The sequence below is a fragment of the Tepidiphilus thermophilus genome (genome assembly GCF_001418245.1).
Lineage (GTDB): Bacteria > Pseudomonadota > Gammaproteobacteria > Burkholderiales > Rhodocyclaceae > Tepidiphilus > Tepidiphilus succinatimandens.
This window is the reverse complement of the sequence record NZ_LIPU01000003.1, coordinates 216,288-234,288: the sequence shown is the minus strand read 5'-3', so window position 1 is coordinate 234,288 and position 18,001 is coordinate 216,288. Positions and strand designations below refer to the sequence as shown.

16 protein-coding genes and 2 pseudogenes are annotated in these 18,001 nt (G+C 66.4%); 11 read left to right on the top strand and 7 right to left on the bottom strand.

Features of this window, described 5'->3' with window-relative positions; translation table 11 throughout:
• The first annotated feature begins 27 nt into the window (after positions 1-27).
• From ASC37_RS04225 to ASC37_RS04215, 3 genes are read left to right on the top strand one after another with little or no spacing between them, the layout of a single operon-like run.
• On the top strand, positions 28-1,056 hold the full coding sequence (locus tag ASC37_RS04225; protein ID WP_055423167.1) for an MBL fold metallo-hydrolase: 1,029 nt from the start codon (positions 28-30) through the stop codon (positions 1,054-1,056).
• Positions 1,057-1,083: 27 nt separating this feature from the next.
• Entirely contained in the window at positions 1,084-2,916 is a 1,833-nt protein-coding gene (locus ASC37_RS04220; RefSeq protein WP_055423166.1) for a PHA/PHB synthase family protein, read from the top strand.
• Positions 2,917-2,957: 41 nt separating this feature from the next.
• Positions 2,958-3,383, top strand: coding sequence for a PIN domain-containing protein (locus ASC37_RS04215; RefSeq protein ID WP_198288998.1), 426 nt, complete (start codon positions 2,958-2,960; stop codon positions 3,381-3,383).
• Between the two features lie 27 nt (positions 3,384-3,410).
• Here the strand turns inward: ASC37_RS04215 and ASC37_RS04210 are convergent, their stop codons facing one another.
• The 3 genes from ASC37_RS04210 to mgtA all read right to left on the bottom strand — a co-directional run bounded on the left by ASC37_RS04210 (position 3,411) and on the right by mgtA (position 8,725).
• A complete protein-coding gene (locus ASC37_RS04210; protein ID WP_055423165.1) occupies positions 3,411-4,973 on the bottom strand; it encodes an acetyl-CoA hydrolase/transferase family protein in 1,563 nt (520 codons plus the stop codon).
• 92 nt (positions 4,974-5,065) lie between these two features.
• On the bottom strand, positions 5,066-6,091 hold the full coding sequence (gene galE / locus ASC37_RS04205; RefSeq protein ID WP_055423164.1) for a UDP-glucose 4-epimerase GalE: 1,026 nt from the start codon (positions 6,089-6,091) through the stop codon (positions 5,066-5,068).
• A 96-nt stretch (positions 6,092-6,187) separates the two neighbouring features.
• Positions 6,188-8,725 carry a magnesium-translocating P-type ATPase gene (mgtA, locus tag ASC37_RS04200; protein ID WP_055423163.1) on the bottom strand — a complete coding sequence of 846 codons (2,538 nt, stop codon included), beginning with the start codon at positions 8,723-8,725 and terminating at the stop codon, positions 6,188-6,190.
• 128 nt (positions 8,726-8,853) lie between these two features.
• Here mgtA and thiI point away from each other — a divergent pair, with 128 nt between their 5' ends.
• The 6 genes and pseudogenes from thiI (at position 8,854) to ASC37_RS04170 (ending at position 13,094) form a co-directional block, all read left to right on the top strand.
• A complete protein-coding gene (thiI, locus tag ASC37_RS04195; protein ID WP_055423162.1) occupies positions 8,854-10,326 on the top strand; it encodes a tRNA uracil 4-sulfurtransferase ThiI in 1,473 nt (490 codons plus the stop codon).
• A 155-nt stretch (positions 10,327-10,481) separates the two neighbouring features.
• Complete coding sequence (locus tag ASC37_RS04190) at positions 10,482-10,718, top strand: hypothetical protein (RefSeq protein WP_141056139.1); 237 nt, start codon at positions 10,482-10,484, stop codon at positions 10,716-10,718.
• Positions 10,715-11,557: a glutathione-dependent disulfide-bond oxidoreductase gene (gene yghU, locus ASC37_RS04185; RefSeq protein WP_037990181.1), complete on the top strand. Its 843-nt coding sequence runs from the start codon at positions 10,715-10,717 to the stop codon at positions 11,555-11,557. The genes ASC37_RS04190 and yghU overlap by 4 nt, the downstream gene beginning before the upstream one ends.
• Positions 11,538-11,819, top strand: a pseudogene (locus ASC37_RS04180) (aldo/keto reductase); the annotation flags it as partial. The gene yghU and the pseudogene ASC37_RS04180, both read left to right, overlap by 20 nt.
• A gap of 153 nt (positions 11,820-11,972) precedes the next feature.
• A complete protein-coding gene (locus ASC37_RS04175; RefSeq protein ID WP_028875135.1) occupies positions 11,973-12,713 on the top strand; it encodes an SDR family oxidoreductase in 741 nt (246 codons plus the stop codon).
• Positions 12,714-12,809: 96 nt separating this feature from the next.
• Complete coding sequence (locus ASC37_RS04170) at positions 12,810-13,094, top strand: SelT/SelW/SelH family protein (protein WP_028875136.1); 285 nt, start codon at positions 12,810-12,812, stop codon at positions 13,092-13,094.
• Between the two features lie 223 nt (positions 13,095-13,317).
• Here the strand turns inward: ASC37_RS04170 and arsH are convergent, their stop codons facing one another.
• The 4 genes from arsH to ASC37_RS04150 all read right to left on the bottom strand — a co-directional run bounded on the left by arsH (position 13,318) and on the right by ASC37_RS04150 (position 15,953).
• On the bottom strand, positions 13,318-14,040 hold the full coding sequence (gene arsH / locus ASC37_RS04165) for an arsenical resistance protein ArsH (protein ID WP_028875137.1): 723 nt from the start codon (positions 14,038-14,040) through the stop codon (positions 13,318-13,320).
• Positions 14,033-14,455: an arsenate reductase (glutaredoxin) gene (arsC, locus tag ASC37_RS04160; RefSeq protein ID WP_028875138.1), complete on the bottom strand. Its 423-nt coding sequence runs from the start codon at positions 14,453-14,455 to the stop codon at positions 14,033-14,035. The genes arsH and arsC overlap by 8 nt, the downstream gene beginning before the upstream one ends.
• A 13-nt stretch (positions 14,456-14,468) precedes the next feature.
• A complete protein-coding gene (gene arsB, locus ASC37_RS04155; RefSeq protein WP_051240790.1) occupies positions 14,469-15,506 on the bottom strand; it encodes an ACR3 family arsenite efflux transporter in 1,038 nt (345 codons plus the stop codon).
• Positions 15,507-15,623: 117 nt separating this feature from the next.
• On the bottom strand, positions 15,624-15,953 hold the full coding sequence (locus ASC37_RS04150) for an ArsR/SmtB family transcription factor (RefSeq protein WP_028875140.1): 330 nt from the start codon (positions 15,951-15,953) through the stop codon (positions 15,624-15,626).
• 502 nt (positions 15,954-16,455) lie between these two features.
• On the opposite strand from ASC37_RS04150, the gene ASC37_RS04145 reads away from it, so the two are divergent.
• Both ASC37_RS04145 and ASC37_RS11905 read left to right on the top strand, forming a co-directional pair.
• On the top strand, positions 16,456-17,454 hold the full coding sequence (locus ASC37_RS04145) for an LLM class flavin-dependent oxidoreductase (protein ID WP_055423160.1): 999 nt from the start codon (positions 16,456-16,458) through the stop codon (positions 17,452-17,454).
• 88 nt (positions 17,455-17,542) lie between these two features.
• Positions 17,543-17,671: pseudogene (locus tag ASC37_RS11905) on the top strand (ABC transporter ATP-binding protein); the annotation flags it as partial.
• Between the last annotated feature and the right edge of the window lie 330 nt (positions 17,672-18,001).

The following is an 18,001-nucleotide window of genomic DNA, read 5'->3' as shown; positions in this document are numbered from 1 at the left end:
CCGTTGACGTCAACGGAACATTACCACATGCAAACCGAACTCAGCTATCCGCACCCCGCCACCCCCGAGCTCGGGCAAGTGGCCACCGTCGCCCCCGGCGTGCACTGGCTGCGCATGCCGTTGCCCTTTGCACTCGATCACATCAACCTGTGGCTGATCGACGACGCTGAGAACCAGGTCGCCCTCGTCGACACAGGGTTTGCCTCGCCCAACGTGCAAGCGGCCTGGCGCGAGGCGCTGCGCCTGCGCCAGCCCTCACGCCTCATCGTCACCCATTTCCACCCCGACCACTTCGGGCTGGCCGACTGGCTCATGCGCGAATGGCGACTGGAACTATGGATGAGCCACTCCGAATTCCTCACCGGGCATGCCGTCTGGCACGGCATCGCCGGCCATTCAGTCGAGGCCATGCTCGCCCTGTTCCGGGCAAACGGCCTCGACGAGGAGCTCGCGGCAGCGCTGGAAGCTCGGGGCAACGCCTACCGCCGCGGCGCTCCTCGCTTGCCCGAGCGATTCCATCGCCTGCACGACGGCGACGAGCTGGTCATCGGCGGGCGCACCTGGCAGGTGATCACCGGCTGCGGCCATTCCCCCGAGCACGTCGCCCTCCATTGCCCTTCGCAGAAACTGCTCATCTCCGGCGACATGCTGCTGCCCAAGATTTCCACCAACGTCGGGGTTTGGGCCGTCTCGCCCGAAGACGATCCGCTTGCCGACTTTCTGCGTTCCCTGGGGCGGTTCAAGCACTTGCCGGAAGATACCCTTGTGCTACCATCGCACGGACTGCCGTTCGTCGGCCTGCACGCGCGCATCGCCCAGCTGCGTGCCCATCACGAAGAGCGCCTGACGGTACTCGAATCCGCGCTGGACACGCCGAAGACGGCGGCCGAGGTGATCCCGACGCTCTTTTCCCGCGCGCTCGACACGCACCAGGTCGTGTTCGCGCTCGGCGAGGCGCTCGCCCACCTCAACCACCTGGTCGCGCTCGGACGCGCCGAGCGGCTGCGCGGCCCCGACGGCCGGCAGCGCTTCGTGCGCACGGGCCCGACCCACTGAACGAGAACGAGCACCAAGGGAACGAAGATGAGCGAGACCCAGACCCCAGCACAAAAGCCGGCCGCCCCGCCGCCGACCACAGCCGAGTTCCCCAACCCCCAAGAAATGGCGAAGATCTACGCCGAGGTGGCCGAGCGGGCCGCCCGGCTGCTGGGCGAGACCATGCGCAAGCAGCTCAAGGAGGGAATCCATCCGCCGGCCGACGAAGTCGGCATCGCGCAGACCTACATGGAGATGATGGCGCGGCTGCTCGCCAACCCCTACCGTCTCGCTCAGGCGCAGATGAACCTGATGTGGGACTACTTCACCCTGTGGCAGCGCTCCATGCTCAAGCTCATGGGCATGAAGACTCCGCCCGTGGTCGAACCGGAAAAGGGCGATCGCCGCTTCAAGGACCCGGACTGGGAAGAGCACTTCCTCTTCGACTACATCAAGCAGTCCTACCTCATCGCCGCGCGCCGTATCCATGAGGTCGTCAGCGACATCAAGGGCGCGGACGAGCGCACGAAGAAGCGCATCGAATTCTTCACCCGCAACTTCATCGACGCCCTCTCCCCATCGAACTTCGCCCTCACCAACCCCGAAGTCTTTCGCGAGACCCTGCGCACCCACGGCCAGAACCTCGTCCGCGGGCTGAAGAATCTCCTGCGCGACCTCGAGGAAGGGCACGGCCAGCTGCGCATCCGCATGACCGACACCAGCGCCTTCGAGCTGGGCAAGAACATCGCCACCACCCCGGGCAAGGTGGTATACCAAACCGAGCTCATGCAGCTCATCCAATACACCCCCACCACCGAGACGGTCTATAAGCGGCCGCTCCTCATCGTCCCTCCGTGGATCAACAAGTACTACATCCTCGACCTGAGGCCACAGAATTCGCTCGTCAAATGGCTGGTCGACCAAGGGCACACGGTGTTCATCCTCTCCTGGGTGAACCCCGACGAGCGCCTCGCCCAGGCCACCTTTGAAGACTACGTGCAAAAAGGCGTGCTCGCCGCGCTCGACGCCATCGAGGAGCAGACCGGCGAGCGCGTCGTCAATGCCGCCGGCTACTGCCTGGGCGGCACCCTGCTCGCCACTGCTGCCGCCTGCCTGGCAGGCAAACGGCAAAAGCGCCTGGGTTCGACCACCTTCCTCACCACTCTCATCGATTTCTCCGAGCCGGGCGAACTGGGCGTTTTCACCACGCCCGAGACCGTGGCGGCGCTGGAGAAGAAGATGCAGGAGCGCGGCTACCTCGAAGGCTCGGAGATGGCCACCACCTTCAACATGCTGCGCGCCAACGACCTCATCTGGTCCTTCGTGGTGAACAACTACCTGCTCGGCAAGGAACCCTTCCCCTTCGACCTGCTGTACTGGAACTCCGACTCCACCCGCATGCCTGCGGCGATGCACAGCTTCTATCTGCGCAAGATGTACATCGAGAACAAGCTCGTCGAACCGGGCGGAATCGAGATCCTCGGCACGCCGATCGACCTGGGCAAGATCAAGCACCCCTGCTACTTCATCTCCGCGGTCGAGGACCACATCGCCCCGTGGCGCACCACGTACAAGGGTGCCCGCCGGCTCACGGGCGCGCCGGTGCGCTTCGTGCTCGGCGGCTCGGGCCACATCGCCGGCATCGTCAACCCACCCTCGGCGAACAAGTACGGTTACTGGACCAACCCGGTCACGCCGCTGCCCGAGGATCCGGAAGAATGGCTGCGCGGCGCCGAACATCACCCCGGTTCGTGGTGGCCCAACTGGAATGACTGGCTGGCGGCGCAGGACGACACGCGCGTGCCGGCGCGCGACCCGGCCCAAGGGAAGCTCCCGGTGATCGAGGACGCTCCCGGCTCCTACGTCAAGGTGCGCATCTGAACGATGCAAGCAACCCCACCGCCGTCGGTGCGACGGCGGTGGTGCTCGACACCAACGCCGCACTCGCGCTGTGGTACTTCGAGGACCCTGCGCTTTCGCCGCTCGCTGCGGCGCTCGCTAGCGGCCGGCTCGTCCCGGTCGCCACCCCGCCGATGATCGCCGAATGGCACTGCGTGCTCGCGCGCGAGGGGTTCGACCCCCAGCGCGCCGCCGCCGCGCGCACCGCCTACGCGGCGCTGCGGCGCGAGCTGCCTCTTCCCGAGCTGGAGGCCCCGGCGCGCTGCCGCGATCCCGACGACCAGAAATTCCTCGTCTGCGCGCTCGCCTACGCGCCGCTTCTCCTCACCCGCGACAAGGCGCTCTTGCGCCTCGCGCGGCACCGCCGCATCGCGCCGCGGCTCGCCATCCTCCGGCCGGAGCAGGCGATGCCCCTTCGAGGCCCCGTTGCGGCAACCGAGATCTCGTGAAGAAATCGTCGCGGGCGGGGCGCTCCCTTACTTGCGCCAGGCGTCGGCCTGCACCAGCGAATCGTCGCGCCAGGCTTCGCGCGCGGCCTTGTTCGCCATCCAGTTGGGCAGGAAGGTGAAGGCTTCGTCGAGCAGGTGCGGCGTGTGCTTGCCCGGCGAATAGCGCAGTGCCCGCTCGAAGTATTCGCGCAGCGCCGGCTTGAAGTTGGGGTGGGCGCAGTTCTCGATGATGACGCGGGCGCGCTGCTTGGGCGAGAGCCCGCGCAGGTCGGCCAGGCCCTGCTCGGTGACGATCACCTGTACGTCGTGCTCGGTGTGATCCACGTGCGAGGCCATGGGCACGATGCAGGAGATGGTGCCGCCCTTGGCGCTCGAAGGCGTCATGAAGATCGAGATGAAGGCGTTGCGCGCGAAGTCGCCCGAGCCGCCGATGCCGTTCATGATCGAGGTGCCCATGATGTGGGTCGAGTTGACATTGCCGTAGATGTCGGCCTCGATCAGCCCGTTCATGGCGATGACGCCCAGGCGCCGGATGACTTCGGGGTGGTTCGAGATCTCCTGCGGCCGCAGCAGGATCTTGTTCTTGAAGTCTTTCAGGTTGGCGTTGAGTTCGGTGAGCGCATCCGGGCTGAGGGAGAAGGAAGTGGCCGAGGCGCAGGTGAGCTTGCCGCAGCGGATCAGCTCGAGCATGCCGTCTTGCAGCACCTCCGTGTAGGCGGTGAGATTCTCGAAGGGACCGTCGCGCAGCCCCGCCATCACGGCGTTGGCCACGTTGCCCACGCCCGATTGCAGCGGCAGGAGGTTTTCCGGCAGGCGCCCCTTTTTCACCTCGTGTTGCAGGAATTCGAGGATGTGGCCGGCGATGCGGCGCGAATTCTCGTCGGGCGGGGAGAAGGGCGTGTTGCGGTCGGGATGATTGGTTTCCACTACCGCGATCACCTTGTCGAGATCGACGCGGTAGTAGGGAATGCCGATGCGGTCGGCCGCCTTGAGGATGGGAATGGGCTTGCGGTGCGGCGGCAGCGCCGTGCCATAGTAGATGTCGTGCATGCCCTCGAGCGCGGGATTCTGCCAGGCATTGACCTCGAGGATGATCTTGTCGGCCTGGTCGAGCCAGGTCTTGTTGTTGCCCACCGAGGAGGAGGGAATCAGCAGGCCGTCTTCGGTGACGCCCGCCACCTCGACCACGGCGATGTCGAGCTTGCCGAGGAATCCGCCCCAGACGAACTGCGCCACGTGCGAGAGGTGGATGTCGATGTACTCCATCTCGCCGGCGTTGATGCGCTTGCGGCAGGTGGGGTCGGACTGGTAGGGCAGGCGCATTTCGATGCCGTCGACCATGGCCAGGGCCCCGTCGAGCTCGGGGGCGGTGGAAGCGCCGGTCCATACGCTGATCTTGAAACGCTGCCCGCGCAGGTTCGCGTCGAGGATGCGCTTGGCCAACGCCGCGGGCACCACTTTGGGATAGCCTGCGCCGGTGAAGCCACTCATACCGACGTTCACGCCAGAAGGAATCAGGGCCGCGGCCTCGTCGGCCGACATGATCTTGCCGCGCAGCTGCGCGTTGAGGATACGGTCGTTCACGCTCATGGTCCAGGAAAAGAGGAAGGGAGACCGGGCGATTCTACCCCGCAAGACATGAGTTTTATATAAAACATCAAAGACTTGCCATATGAATCCCTTTATCCTCCGGTCTTCGAGTAGCCATGGGGATTGGCCTGCTGCCAGCGCCAGGCGTCGCGGCACATCTCCTCGATCCCGCGGGTGGCACGCCAACCGAGGCGCTCGGCTGCCAGGCTCGGGTCGGCCCAGCAGGCGGCGACGTCGCCGGGGCGGCGTGGAACGATCTCGTAAGGGATCGTGCGGCCGCTCGCCTGCTCGAAGGCGCGCACGAGCTCGAGCACGCTATGGCCCCGGCCCGTCCCGAGGTTCACCGCCAGGCATTGCGGCGGTTCGGCGGCGAGCGTGCGCAGCGCCGCCAAGTGCCCCAGCGCCAGGTCGACCACGTGCAGGTAATCGCGCACCCCCGTGCCGTCGGGCGTGGGGTAGTCGTTGCCGAAGACGCGCAGTTTCGGCAGCCGACCCACCGCCACCTGGGCCACGTAGGGCATGAGGTTGTTGGGCACGCCGCCCGGATCCTCGCCGATGCGCCCGGAAGGATGCGCGCCCACAGGGTTGAAGTAGCGCAACAGGGCGATACGCCAGTCGGGCTGAGCGCGGAAGAGGTCGCGCAGCATCTCTTCGACCACGAGCTTGGTGCGGCCGTACGGGTTGGTGGCGCTCAAGGGGTGATCTTCGGTGAGCGGCAGACGTTGCGGTTCGCCATAGACCGTGGCCGAGGAGCTGAAGACGAGCGTCTTCACGCCGCACGCCTGCATCGCCTCCAGCAGACGCAGGGTACCGAGCACGTTGTTGTCGTAATAGGCGAGCGGCTGCGCCACCGATTCGCCCACGGCCTTCAAGCCGGCGAAGTGGATCACCGCCGTGCAGCCGTGCCGCTCGAGCACGCGCACGAGCGTGTCGCGGTCGCGCACATCGGCCTCGATCACCGTCGGCGCGCGCCTGGCCAGTTCGGCCACGCGCGCGAGCGCTTCAGGGTGGCTGTTGGAGAAATTGTCGAGCGCCACCACTTCGTGGCCCGCCATCAAGAGTTCCACACAGGTGTGCGAACCGATATAGCCGGCCGCGCCGGTCACCAGCACCTTCATCCGGTCTTCTCTGGGTAAGGAAAAAAGCGAGATTACCGTGAAAAGGCCCTGCCCGGAACAGCCGCACGGAACACGCTGGTCATGCGTGCATGTTTGTCACGTCAAGCCGGCAAAGAAGCGCCGCTTGGCCAATTCTGTGCATATGAGATACGCCGCGGTGATCGCCAGCACCGCCGCCAGCACGTCGCCCGGCAGCGGCGTGAACTCGAACAGCGCGCCGCTGCCCGGCAGGTAGGGCAGCGCGAGCGTCACGCCGGTCAGCAGCAGCGTCAGCCGCCACAGCAGCGTGCCCGGCCGGCTGCGCCAGGCCGGCCGGGCGGTGCGCACCACCAGCAGCACCCACAGCTCGGTGAGCAGCGATTCCACGAACCAGCCGGTGCGAAAGTGCGCCGGCGCGCCGTCGGTCAGCCACAGCAGCAGCGCAAACGTGAGGCCGTCGAACACCGAGCTGATGAGGCCGAAGGTGATCATGAAGCGGCGGATGGCGGCCACGTTCCAGCGGTGCGGCGTCTGCACGGCTTCTTCGTCCACCCGGTCGGTGGCGATGCCCATGGCCGGCAGGTCCGACAGGAAATTATTCAGCAGGATCTGCTTGGGCAGCAGCGGCAGAAACGGCAGAAACAGGCTGGCCGCCGCCATGCTGATCATGTTGCCGAAGTTGGCGCTGGTGGTGGTGTAGATGTACTTGAGCGTGTTGGCAAAAGTGCTGCGGCCGAATTCGATGCCGCGGCACAGCACGTCGAGATCATGCTGCAGCAGCACGAAATCGGCCGCCTGCTTGGCCACGTCCACCGCCTGATCGACCGAGATGCCGGCATCGGCGGCGTGCAGCGCCGGCGCGTCGTTGATGCCGTCGCCCAGATACCCCACCACGTGGCCGGAGCGCTTCAAGGCCAGGATCAGGCGCTCTTTCTGGTTCGGGTCGACCTCGGCGAACAGGTCCGTGTGGACCGCGCGCTGCCACAGCGCCTCGTCGCGCATGTCGTCGATCTGCGCGCCGGTCAGTACCACCGGTTCGGCGATGCCGACCTCGCGCGCCAGGTGCGCCGCCACCAGGCGGTTGTCGCCGGTGATGATCTTGATGGCCACGCCCAAGCGTTTGAGTTCGGCCAGCGTGCGCTCGATGCCAGGCTTGGGCGGGTCGAAGAACAGCAGAAAGCCCTCGAAGCACAGGTCCGCCTCGTCGCTCGCGTGGTAGGCGGGCTTGGCGTCGAGCCGCCGGCTCGCCACCCCGAGCACGCGGTAGCCCTGTTCGCTCCAGGCGGCGAAGCGCCGTTCGAGGGCGGCTTTTTGCGCGTCGTCCAGGGGAATTTCGGTCTCGCCAGCGCGCAGGCGCCCGCACACCGCAAGCACCGTGGCGAAGGCGCCCTTGGTCAGCAGCAGGGGCGCGCCATCCGGGCCGGCGGCGACGATGGACAGGCGCTTGCGCAGAAAGTCGTAGGGGATTTCATCGAGCTTGCGCCAGGCGGCGGGGTCGAGCCCGGGCGGTGCGCCGGCCGCCTCGATGGCGGCGTCGAGCGGGTTGTCGATGCCGGTTTCGAAGTGGGCGTTGAGGTAAGCGAGCCGCGCCACCCGGGCCGAGGGCTCGCCGTCGGTGCCGAGTGCGCCGTCGAGGCGGATCACGCCCGCCGTCAGCGTGCCGGTCTTGTCGGTGCACAGCACGTCCATGCTGCCGAGGTTCTCGATCGCCGCCAGACGCCGCACGATCACGCCCTGCCGGGCCATGGCGCGCGCGCCGTGGGCGAGCGTGATGGTCATGATGGCCGGCAGCAGCTCCGGCGACAGCCCCACCGCCAGCGCCACCGAAAAGAGCAGCGCCTCCACCACCGGCCGCGCGAAGTACACGTTGATGGCGAACACCGCCAGCGTGAGCGCCACCATGGCCTGCGTGAGCAGCGCACCGAAGCGGCGCAGGCTGAGCTCGAATTCGGTCGGCGGTGCGCGGCGGCGCAGGCGCTGGGCGATGGCGCCGAACGCCGTGCGCGCGCCGGTTTCCACGATCAGCGCCCGCGCGGTACCGCTGCGCACCGAGGTGCCCATGAACACCATGTTGTGGCGCTGCGCGAGCGGCGCATCCGGCGGTGCCGTGCCGGGCGTTTTCTCGACCGGAAAGGTCTCGCCGGTCAGCACCGCCTCGGTGACGAAAAAATCCTTCGCCTCCAGCAGCACGCCGTCGGCCGGAATCAGGCTGCCGGCGGCCAGCAGCACCACGTCTCCCGGAACCACCGCCTCGGCCGGCAGGCTCACTGGCGCGCCGTCGCGCAGCACCGTCACCCGCACCGCCACCCGTGCTCGCAGCGCCGCCACCGCCGTGAAGGCGCGGTATTCCTGCAAGAAACCAAGCCCGCCGCTGCCGAGCACGATGCCGAGCACGATGCCGGCGTCCAGCCACTCGCGCAGGTACGCCGACACCAGCGCGGCGAACACCAGGATCAACACCAGCGGGTCGATGAACTGCTTGAGCAGCAGCGCCGCGGGGGCGAGCGTCGGGCCGTCTGGCAGGCGGTTCGGGCCGTGTTCGGCCAGGCGCCGGGCAGCCTCGGCCGAGCTCAATCCAGTGGGTTCACTCGCCAGCGCCTGCAACAGCCGCTCCAGCGGCCAGGACCAGTAGGCATCGCGCGGGGCGTCGGACATGGCTGGGCTCGCCGGTCGGAAGGGCAAAAGGAAGTATAGAAGACGAAGACCATTCCAGCGCGCCGCAGCGACACGCTTCGCCGGTTGCACTGCTAGAATCGCCCCTTCCCTTTCCCGACCATCCCGGCATGCGTTTCCTTCTCAAGCTCTCCCCCGAGATCATCATCAAGAGCACTTCGGTGCGCAAGACGATGACCAAGATCCTCGCCGACAACGTGCGGCGTCTGGCCGACAAAGACGGCATCGCCTGCCGCGTGCGCCGCTTCTGGGACAAGATCGAGGTCGAAGTGGCCGATGAGGACGGCGCGCGGCTGCAGCAGCGGCTGTGCGACACCCCCGGCATCGATCTCGTGCTGCGCGTGCGGGAGCTCCCTTTGGCCGAGGTCTCGCCGCAGGCCGTGGCCCAAGCCGTGGCCGCGGTCGCCGCGCCCTGGGTGGCCGGCAAGACCTTTGCCGTGCGCGCCAAGCGCAAGGGGCGCCATGCCTTCACCTCGCTCGAACTCGAACGCACGGCGGGCGCCGCGCTCCTTGCCGCTGCTCCCGGGGCCAAAGTCGATCTCACGCACCCCGAAGTCACGGTGGCGATCGAGCTCTCGGGTGAAGTGCTCGAACTCGTCGAGGCGCGCGAGAAAGGGCTTGGGGGGTTTCCGCTGGGCGCGCAGGGCGAAGCGCTCGCCCTCGTCTCCGGCGGGTTCGACTCGAGCGTGGCCGCATTCCTCATGCTGCGCCGGGGGATCAAGACGCACTTCGTCTTCTTCGACCTGGGCGGGGCCGAGCACGAAGCGGCGGTGCAGCAGGTGTGCCACTACCTGTGGCAACGCTACGCCCGCTCGCATCCAGCGCTCTTCATCTCCGTGCCTTTTGGCGAAGTGATCGAGCGGCTGCTTGCCGACGTGCGCGAAGGCTACATGGGCGTGATGCTCAAGCGCCTGATGCTGATGGCCGCGAGCCGCCTGGCCGACGAGCTCGGGCTCGACGCGCTGGTGACCGGCGAGAGCCTCGCCCAGGTCTCGAGCCAGACGCTGAGAAACCTCGCCCTCATCGACTGGGCCACCGACAAGCTGGTGGTGCGCCCGGTGGTGGCGCTACACAAGAACGAAATCATCGCCTGGGCCGAGCGCATCGGCACGCGCTCTTTTGCCGAGCATCTGCCGGAACACTGCGCCGTCATCTCCAGGCGACCGGTGATCCACGGCTCCTTCGAGCGGCTCGCCGAGCTGGAGCAAAACTTCGACTTCACGGTGCTCGACCGGGCGCTCGCCGCGCGCAAGACCTGGAAGATCGAGGCGCTCGCCGCGCCGCCCGAGGCCGGTGAGGCGCTGCCCATCGTGACGCGCAAAGCCCCCGGCGAGATCCTCATCGACATCCGCCCCCCCGAGCTCGCCGACGAAGCGCCACTGCCCGAAGCCGACCTGGCGATTCCCTTCTTTGCCCTGCGCGAAGCGAAGCTACCCGAGGCGCGGCGCTATCTGCTCTACTGCGACCGCGGCCTGCTGAGCCAGTGGCACGGCCGGGCGCTCGCCGCGCGCGGGCTGGACGTGGCGGTGTATCAGCCGGCGCGCGCCGGTATAGTGGCCCCCGAATTTGAGACACCGGTTTAAGCTGTCGTCCAAAGAGGACGATGACATGAGCGAAGGCAAGAAGCGCAAGGTGCATCGCTCAGCGTTCAAGACGAAAGTAGGGCTGGAAGCGCTCAGAGGGGTAAAGAGGCTCAACGAGATCGGGCAGCACTACGGCGTGCATCCAGTTCATGTTGATGAACCTGCTCGAAGCAGCCAATCCCAATCCCCAGATCCGCTTTCATGCGACCGACTTCAAGCCCTCCCACATCGCCGGCGCCCGCGCCTTGGCTGCAGAGGCCGGCCTGCAAGACGCAATCGTCCCCATCCGTACCTGGCCCCTCATGCGGCGATTGGACAATCCGGTCATGGCTGCCCATAATGTGCGATGCAGCACGGACCGTTTTTCCCACCGATCGAGGAAATCGCCATGAGTGACACCACAGCGTACGTGCCACCAAAGGTCTGGAAGTATTGCGCGCCCTCGGGTGGCCGATTCGCCAGTATCAACCGCCCGAGCGCCGGCCCCACCCATGACAAACCGTTGCCGGTGGGCAAGCATCCGCTGCAGCTCTATTCGCTGGCCACCCCAAACGGCGTGAAAGTCACCATCATGCTCGAGGAGTTGCTCGCCCTCGGCCATGCCTGTGCCGAGTACGACGCCTGGCTGATCCGCATCAGCGAAGGCGAGCAGTTCTCCAGTGGCTTCGTCGAGATCAATCCAAACTCGAAGATTCCGGCGCTCGTCGATCGCAGCGGCGCAAAGCCACTACGCGTGTTCGAGTCCGGCTCGATCCTCCTCTACTTGGCCGAGAAGTTCGGTGCCTTCCTGCCCACCGACACGGCTGGACGCACCGAGACCCTAAACTGGCTGTTCTGGCAGGTGGGTTCGGCCCCCTTAGTGGGCGGCGGCTTTGGTCACTTCTACGCCTACGCACCGGAAAAATACGAGTACCCCATCAACCGCTATGCCATGGAGACCAAGCGCCAGCTCGACGTGCTCGATCGCCTGCTGGCCGAGCGTCGCTACATCGTCGGCGATGACTACACCATTGCCGACATGGCCATCTGGCCATGGTATGGCGCTCTGGTGTGCGGCGAGCTCTACCAGGCGGCCGAATTCCTCTCGGTGCAAGACTACAGACACGTACAGCGCTGGGCCGCCGAGATCGCCACACGCCCCGCCGTGATCCGCGGACGCAAGGTCAACCGCACCTGGGGCGAAGAGGACGAGCAAGTACCAGAGCGCCACGATGCCTCGGACTTGGGCTAATTGGGACAATGGGTTCGAGGGTGTAAGATCACGGTGCGCCACGCCTTGCAAAGGCACGCTGCGCTGGTGCGAAACCTCGTCTGATACCCCGGCGCAGCTCGCGCTGGCTTGGGTGTTGGCGCAGGGCGAGGACATCGTGCCCATCCCCGGCACCAAGCGCCGCGCACGGCTGGAGGAGAACGTCAAGGCGCTGGAGGTACGGCTGAGCGCCGAGGATCTGGCGCGCATCGACCGCATCCTGCCGCCCGGCGCCGCCGTCGGGGAGTCGCCAATCGCTGGCGGGCTGAAAATCCCGAGGGAGCGCTCGAGGACGCCGGCTGGGCAGCGAACGCTTATTTCCAACCCTGATTCGCTCGACGGATCACTTTCACCGGCACGGGGCTGACCCGGTACCGGTCCGACAAAGGGGTAGACGATGAACGAGAACATCCGGGGAAAAATCGTGGTAATCACCGGCGCGAGCAGCGGCCTGGGCGAGGCGACGGCGCGCCGACTAGCCGCCGAGGGCGCCATCGTGGTGCTCGGTGCGCGGCGGCTCGAGCGCATCCAAGCGCTAGCGGCCGAACTGGGCGGCGAGGAGAAGGCGCTGGCCCTGCGAACCGATGTGACCGACCGTGGTCAGGTGGAGGCGCTGGTCAACGCCGCGGTGCAGCGCTACGGGCGGGTCGACGCCATACTCAACAACGCCGGCCTGATGCCCCATTCACCGCTGGAGCGGCTCAAGGTCGATGACTGGGATCGCATGATCGACGTGAACATCAAGGGCGTCCTGTACGGTATCGCTGCGGCCCTGCCACACATGATCCGCCAGCGATCCGGACACATCCTCAACGTCGCTTCCGTCGCTGGCCACAAGGTGCGCGCCGGCAGCACGGTCTACTCGGCCACCAAGCACGCGGTGCGCGTGATTTCCGAAGGTCTGCGCCAGGAAGTGAAGCCCTACGGCATTCGTACCACCATCCTCTCCCCCGGTGCGGTGGCCACCGAGTTGCCGAACAGCATCACCGAGCCGGATGTGGCGGAGAACGTCCGCAAGCTCTACGAGATCGCCATTCCTGCCGATGCCTTCGCCCGGGCCGTGCTCTTCGCGATGAGCCAGCCGGACGACGTGGACATCAACGAGATCCTGTTTCGCCCCACCGCGCAGGAATACTGAGACTGAGGTCTTTGCGCCGAGGCATCAACCCGGCGGGTGATTCGCTCGCCGCCGAGCACCAGGCCTTGCCGTCTCGTCCGTTTCAAGGGAGCCGCCATGACCACCCGCAAACCGCAAATCGTCATCACCTATTGCACCCAGTGCCAGTGGCTGCTGCGGGCCGCCTGGCTTGCCCAGGAACTGTTATCCACCTTTGCCGACGACCTCGGGCGGGTGGTTCTGGAGCCGGGCACCGGCGGGGTGTTCCGCATCACCTGTGACGGCGAGCAAATCTGGGAGCGCCAGGCCGACGGCGGCTTCCCCGAGGCGAAGGTGCTCAAGCAGCGCGTCCGTGACCGCATCGCTCCGGGCCGTGACCTCGGCCATAACGACCGCCACTGAACGCGCTGCAGGAGTGCCAAGGGACAGCATGGAGAGCACCAACGTATTTTCTCGTCTGCATGGTACCGGCCGGTGCAAAGGGCCATGTGGCAGTGGCGCCGCTCGACGAATTCCGTGTGGGAGGACTGGTGCGCGATCGGCCCACCGAAAGAAGTCCGGCTCAAGCGCAGGAACGACAGAAAGACGCGCCCGGCCCCGTGGCGCTTGATGGGCGGCTCGGGCCTCAGAGGGCACTTTGGTTCACTCGCTTGGCCAATGCCTCGGCGCTTTCCTTGCGCTCGCTATAGCGGTCCACCAGATACGGCACCGCGTCGCGCGTGAGCAGCGTGAACTTCATCAGCTCCTCCATCACGTCCACGATGCGCTCGTAGTACGGCGAGGGCTTCATGCGGCCGGCCTCATCGAACTCCTGGTACGCCTTGGCGATCGAAGACTGGTTGGGGATGGTCAGCATGCGCATCCAGCGCCCCAGCACGCGCATCTGATTCACCGCGTTGAAGGACTGTGAGCCGCCCGAGACTTGCATCACCGCCAGCGTCTTGCCTTGGGTCGGGCGTACCGCGCCAACCGACAGCGGAATCCAGTCGATCTGGGTCTTCATTAGGCCACTCATCGCACCGTGCCGTTCCGGCGAGCTCCATACCATGCCTTCGGCCCACTGCACCAGCTGGCGCAGTTCCCTGACCTTGGGGTGATCTTCGCTGGCGTCGTCCACCAGCGGCAGGCCCGACGGGTCGAAGAAGCGCGTCTCACCCCCGAGCGCGCGCAGGATGCGCGCCGCTTCCTCGGCGGCCAGGCGGCTGTACGAGCGCTCGCGCAGCGAACCATAGAGCAGCAGAAAGCGCGGTGCATGGCTGGCACGTGGGGGCGTCAGCAGCCGTTGCCTGTCGGGCTGCTGGAATAGCGTGGCGTCGAGATTCGGCAGATCGATGAGCGCGTCAGACATCTTGCCCCCGCGCATCCACCACCGGTTTGCCGTCTTCCTTGCTGAACGCGCCGCGCTGCGGCTGCGGCAGGATCTCCAGCACGGTTTGCGCGGGGCGGCACAGGCGCGTGCCCAGCGGCGTGACCACGATGGGCCGGTTGATCAGGATGGGATACTGGAGCATGAAGTCGATCAGTTCCGCGTCGCTCCATTTCGGATCGGCCAAGCCCAGCTCCGCATAGGGCGTGCCCTGCTCGCGCAGCACCGCGCGCACCGGCACGCCCATGGCGAGGATCAGCTGCTCGAGCGTGTCGCGCTCGGGCGGCGTTTTGAGGTACTCGATGACGATCGGCTCCTCGCCGCTGTTGCGGATCAAGGCGAGCACGTTGCGCGAGGTGCCGCAGTTGGGGTTGTGGTAGATCGTGATGTGGCTCATGATGAAAGGCTTCCTATCTATGGGCGGGCTGCGCGCCGCGTTCGTACCAGCCGCGTGAGCGATTGACCACGTGCACGACCAGCAGCATCACCGGCACCTCGATCAGTACGCCGACCACGGTGGCCAGCGCGGCGCCGGAGTGCAAGCCGAACAGGCTGATGGCGGCGGCCACCGCCAGTTCGAAGAAATTGCTCGCGCCGATCAGTGCCGAGGGGCACGCGACGCTGTGCTGCTCGCCCGCCTTCCGGTTGAGCCAGTAGGCCAGGCCGGCATTGAAGAACACCTGGATCAGGATCGGCGCCGCCAGCATGGCGATGACCAGCGGCTGGTGCAAAATGGCTTCTCCCTGAAAGGCGAACAGCAGCACCAGGGTCAGCAGCAGCGCGGCGATCGACAGCGGACCGATGCGCTCCAATGCCTGATCAAACGCGGCCTGGCCTCGGCGCAGCAGCGCACGGCGCCAGAGCTGCGCGAGGATGACCGGGATCACGATGTAGAGCATCACGGAAATCAACAGGGTATCCCACGGCACGGTGACGGCCGACAGGCCCAACAGCAGGCCGACGATGGGCGCAAAGGCGAATATCATGATGACGTCGTTGAGCGCCACCTGCGACAGCGTGAACACGGGGTCGCCGCCAGTCAGCCGGCTCCAGACGAACACCATCGCCGTGCAGGGCGCAGCGGCCAGTAGGATCAGACCGGCAACATAGCTGTCGAGCTGGTCGGCAGGCAGCCAGTCGGCGAAGAGCCGTTGGATGAACAGCCAGGCGAGGAGCGCCATCGAGAACGGTTTGACCGCCCAGTTGACGAACAGAGTGACGCTGATGCCACGCCAGTGCTGGCGCACCTGACCCAAGGCGCCGAAGTCCACCTTCAGCAGCATGGGAACGATCATCACCCAGATCAGCACGCCGACCGGGAGGTTCACCCGAGCGACTTCCATGTGACCGATGGCCTGGAATACGCCGGGCGCGAACTGCCCGAGCACGATGCCGGCGACGATGCACAGCAGCACCCACACGCTCAGATAGCGCTCGAAGACGCTCATGGATTCAGGCGCTCGCGCTGATTGCACGGCTTCGCGGGCTGCGTCCCGCGTGGCCGTCCCGCTGCGCCGATGCTGCACCACCCGGGCTGCGACGAGATGAGCGCCAGGCGATGGGGCTCAACACGCGATGCAGGCATGGGAATCGTCGCTGGCTTGGCACACGCCGCCCTGGCAGCAGTGCTCGGTCAGATAGCCGAGCAGGTCATTCATGTGGCCATACTCGGCGCGGTAGATCAGGTTGCGGCCCTGCTGCTCGATCGTGACCAGGCCGGCACGGGCCAGCTCCTTCAAGTGAAAGGACAAGGTGTTGCGGGCCACCTCCAGCTGCTCGGCCAGCACGCTCGGGGTGAGCCCTGCAGGGCCGGCGGCGACCAGTGCGCGGAACACGCGCAGCCGTTGGGTATGGGCCAGGGCACTCAGGGCGGATACGGCTTGGGTCTCATCCATAATTCAATGATACCACGTCTATTGAATCATCGCGCAAGAGCTCAACAGAGCAAACTTCAGGCGTGCAGCGTTGCGCCAGCGCTCTATACTAGCCTAGCGCGGGTGGACGACGAGGCCACGCGCCGGGTCTGGAACAGAGCGACTATCCTTTTGTTCGGTGTTTGTTCGGTGGCCATGCGCATTCTGCGGCACGGCTCATCGGTGCAGCTGCTGCTGAATCGCTACAAGGAGCACCGTCGTCGGGCGTTTTCCTGCAGCGGTGATGAACAATGACCCGCGCGGGTTCGTGATGGGTCCGCCGCGCCCGCATCTGCAGAAAAACACAGGGCGCCGCGAAAAACCGTCGCGAGCGGCTGCAGGGCAAGGCGCACGGAGCGCAGGAGGCGAGACATATCATGAAGATAGGCGAGCATCCGAGCACCGCGCAACGCCGCCATGCAGCCGCGCAGTAGGTTGTTCGAGGCGCCCCACAGATGCCCCCTTTTTCCGTTGGAGTATCGCCATGTCCCGATTGTCCCACACCCGTTTTTCCGTACTCGAGCTCGCGCCGATCCGCGACGACGGCACACCTGCCCAGGCGCTGCATAACGCACTGACCCTGGCCCGCCATGTCGAGGCGCTCGGCTTCACCCGCTTCTGGGTCGCCGAGCACCACAACATAGACGGCATCGCCAGCGCCGCCACTGCGGTGCTGATCGGCTACATCGCCGCCGGCACCTCGCGCATCCGCGTCGGCGCTGGCGGCATCATGCTACCCAACCATGCGCCGCTGGTGATCGCCGAGCAGTTCGGCACGCTGGAAGCGCTCTATCCGGGGCGCATCGACCTCGGCCTGGGCCGGGCGCCGGGCGCCGACCCGTTCACCGCCCGCGCCCTGCGCCGCGACCGCCTCGGCAGCGCCGACGACTTCCCCGCGGACGTCGAGGAGCTGGAATACCTGCTCGGACCCGCGCAGGACGGTCAGCGGGTCGTCGCCATGCCCGGCGTCGGCAGCCAAGTGCCGCTCTGGCTGCTCGGTTCGAGCCTATTCAGCGCCCAGCTGGCGGCGGCCAAGGGCCTGCCCTACGCCTTCGCCTCGCATTTCGCACCGCGCTACATGCACGAGGCGATCCGCCTGTACCGTGAGAATTTCCGCCCCTCGGCAGTGCTGGACGAGCCCTACGTGATGCTTGGCGTGCCGCTGGTCGCCGCGCCGACCGACGAGGAGGCCCAGTACCTGGCCACCACGGTGTTCCAGCGCGTGCTGGCGCTGATCCGCGGCCAGAGCCTGCGCTTGAAGCCGCCGGTGCGGAGCATGCAGTCGCTGTGGCTGCCCCACGAGCAGGACGCGGTCGGCAGCTTCCTCGGCATGGCGGTGATCGGCGGGCCGGAAAAGGTCCGTGCGCGGCTCGACGCGATCCTCGAGCAGACCGGCGCCGACGAGCTGATCTTCACCTGCGACGTCTACGACCCGGACGCGCGCCTGCGCAGCTTCGACATCCTCGCTGGGCTGCGCGACTGAGCGCGGCGCAGGGGCCTTCGGCGCTCATGCCGGCACGCGCGCCAGACGCCTCCGCACCTATGCCGGGAAGGGCTTGTGATGGGGATGCTCCGGTTGCACATTTCATCCGCGCTGTCCGCATGCCAATGCGCGCTGCAAGGAACAAGCGCCGGCGCCCCATACGTATCGCTCGAGCATCGTGTCGTGTCATGCGATCGAGGAGGGACGTCTGGCCTGAACCGCCTCGCTCTATCAAGGAAAAGGCGAGAGGAACACCGGGGGCTTTCGTTCATCGCTTCCGTTGAAGCAAGCCCCGCCGTTCATGGCGGTGAAGGAGTGCGCCGATGCCATAGCCGTCTTTGTCATCCCCTATTGAACGTGATGGGCACCTCGAAAAACCCCTCTACCCCCAGTCTCTGATAAAATCCCTCTGTCCTGATTCGAGAGGAGCCTGAACCATGGCACGCCGCACCGCGATCCAGCCCGACCTCTTTGCCGCAGAAGAACATCGCGCCAAGCTCGATCGCTTGGGCGATCCCCTGCAGGAGATGGACTCGGTGATCGACTT

Coding starts and splice junctions, on each gene's coding strand:
- ASC37_RS04170 (WP_028875136.1), top strand. CDS start 12,810: ATGACCACCCGCAAACCGCAAATCGTCATCACCTATTGCACCCAGTGC.
- ASC37_RS04190 (WP_141056139.1), top strand. CDS start 10,482: ATGAACCTGCTCGAAGCAGCCAATCCCAATCCCCAGATCCGCTTTCAT.
- ASC37_RS04210 (WP_055423165.1), bottom strand. CDS start 4,973: ATGAGCGTGAACGACCGTATCCTCAACGCGCAGCTGCGCGGCAAGATC.
- thiI (WP_055423162.1), top strand. CDS start 8,854: ATGCGTTTCCTTCTCAAGCTCTCCCCCGAGATCATCATCAAGAGCACT.
- arsC (WP_028875138.1), bottom strand. CDS start 14,455: ATGAGCCACATCACGATCTACCACAACCCCAACTGCGGCACCTCGCGC.
- ASC37_RS04220 (WP_055423166.1), top strand. CDS start 1,084: ATGAGCGAGACCCAGACCCCAGCACAAAAGCCGGCCGCCCCGCCGCCG.
- ASC37_RS04225 (WP_055423167.1), top strand. CDS start 28: ATGCAAACCGAACTCAGCTATCCGCACCCCGCCACCCCCGAGCTCGGG.
- yghU (WP_037990181.1), top strand. CDS start 10,715: ATGAGTGACACCACAGCGTACGTGCCACCAAAGGTCTGGAAGTATTGC.
- ASC37_RS04145 (WP_055423160.1), top strand. CDS start 16,456: ATGTCCCGATTGTCCCACACCCGTTTTTCCGTACTCGAGCTCGCGCCG.
- galE (WP_055423164.1), bottom strand. CDS start 6,091: ATGAAGGTGCTGGTGACCGGCGCGGCCGGCTATATCGGTTCGCACACC.
- ASC37_RS04150 (WP_028875140.1), bottom strand. CDS start 15,953: ATGGATGAGACCCAAGCCGTATCCGCCCTGAGTGCCCTGGCCCATACC.
- mgtA (WP_055423163.1), bottom strand. CDS start 8,725: ATGTCCGACGCCCCGCGCGATGCCTACTGGTCCTGGCCGCTGGAGCGG.
- ASC37_RS04175 (WP_028875135.1), top strand. CDS start 11,973: ATGAACGAGAACATCCGGGGAAAAATCGTGGTAATCACCGGCGCGAGC.
- arsB (WP_051240790.1), bottom strand. CDS start 15,506: ATGAGCGTCTTCGAGCGCTATCTGAGCGTGTGGGTGCTGCTGTGCATC.
- arsH (WP_028875137.1), bottom strand. CDS start 14,040: ATGTCTGACGCGCTCATCGATCTGCCGAATCTCGACGCCACGCTATTC.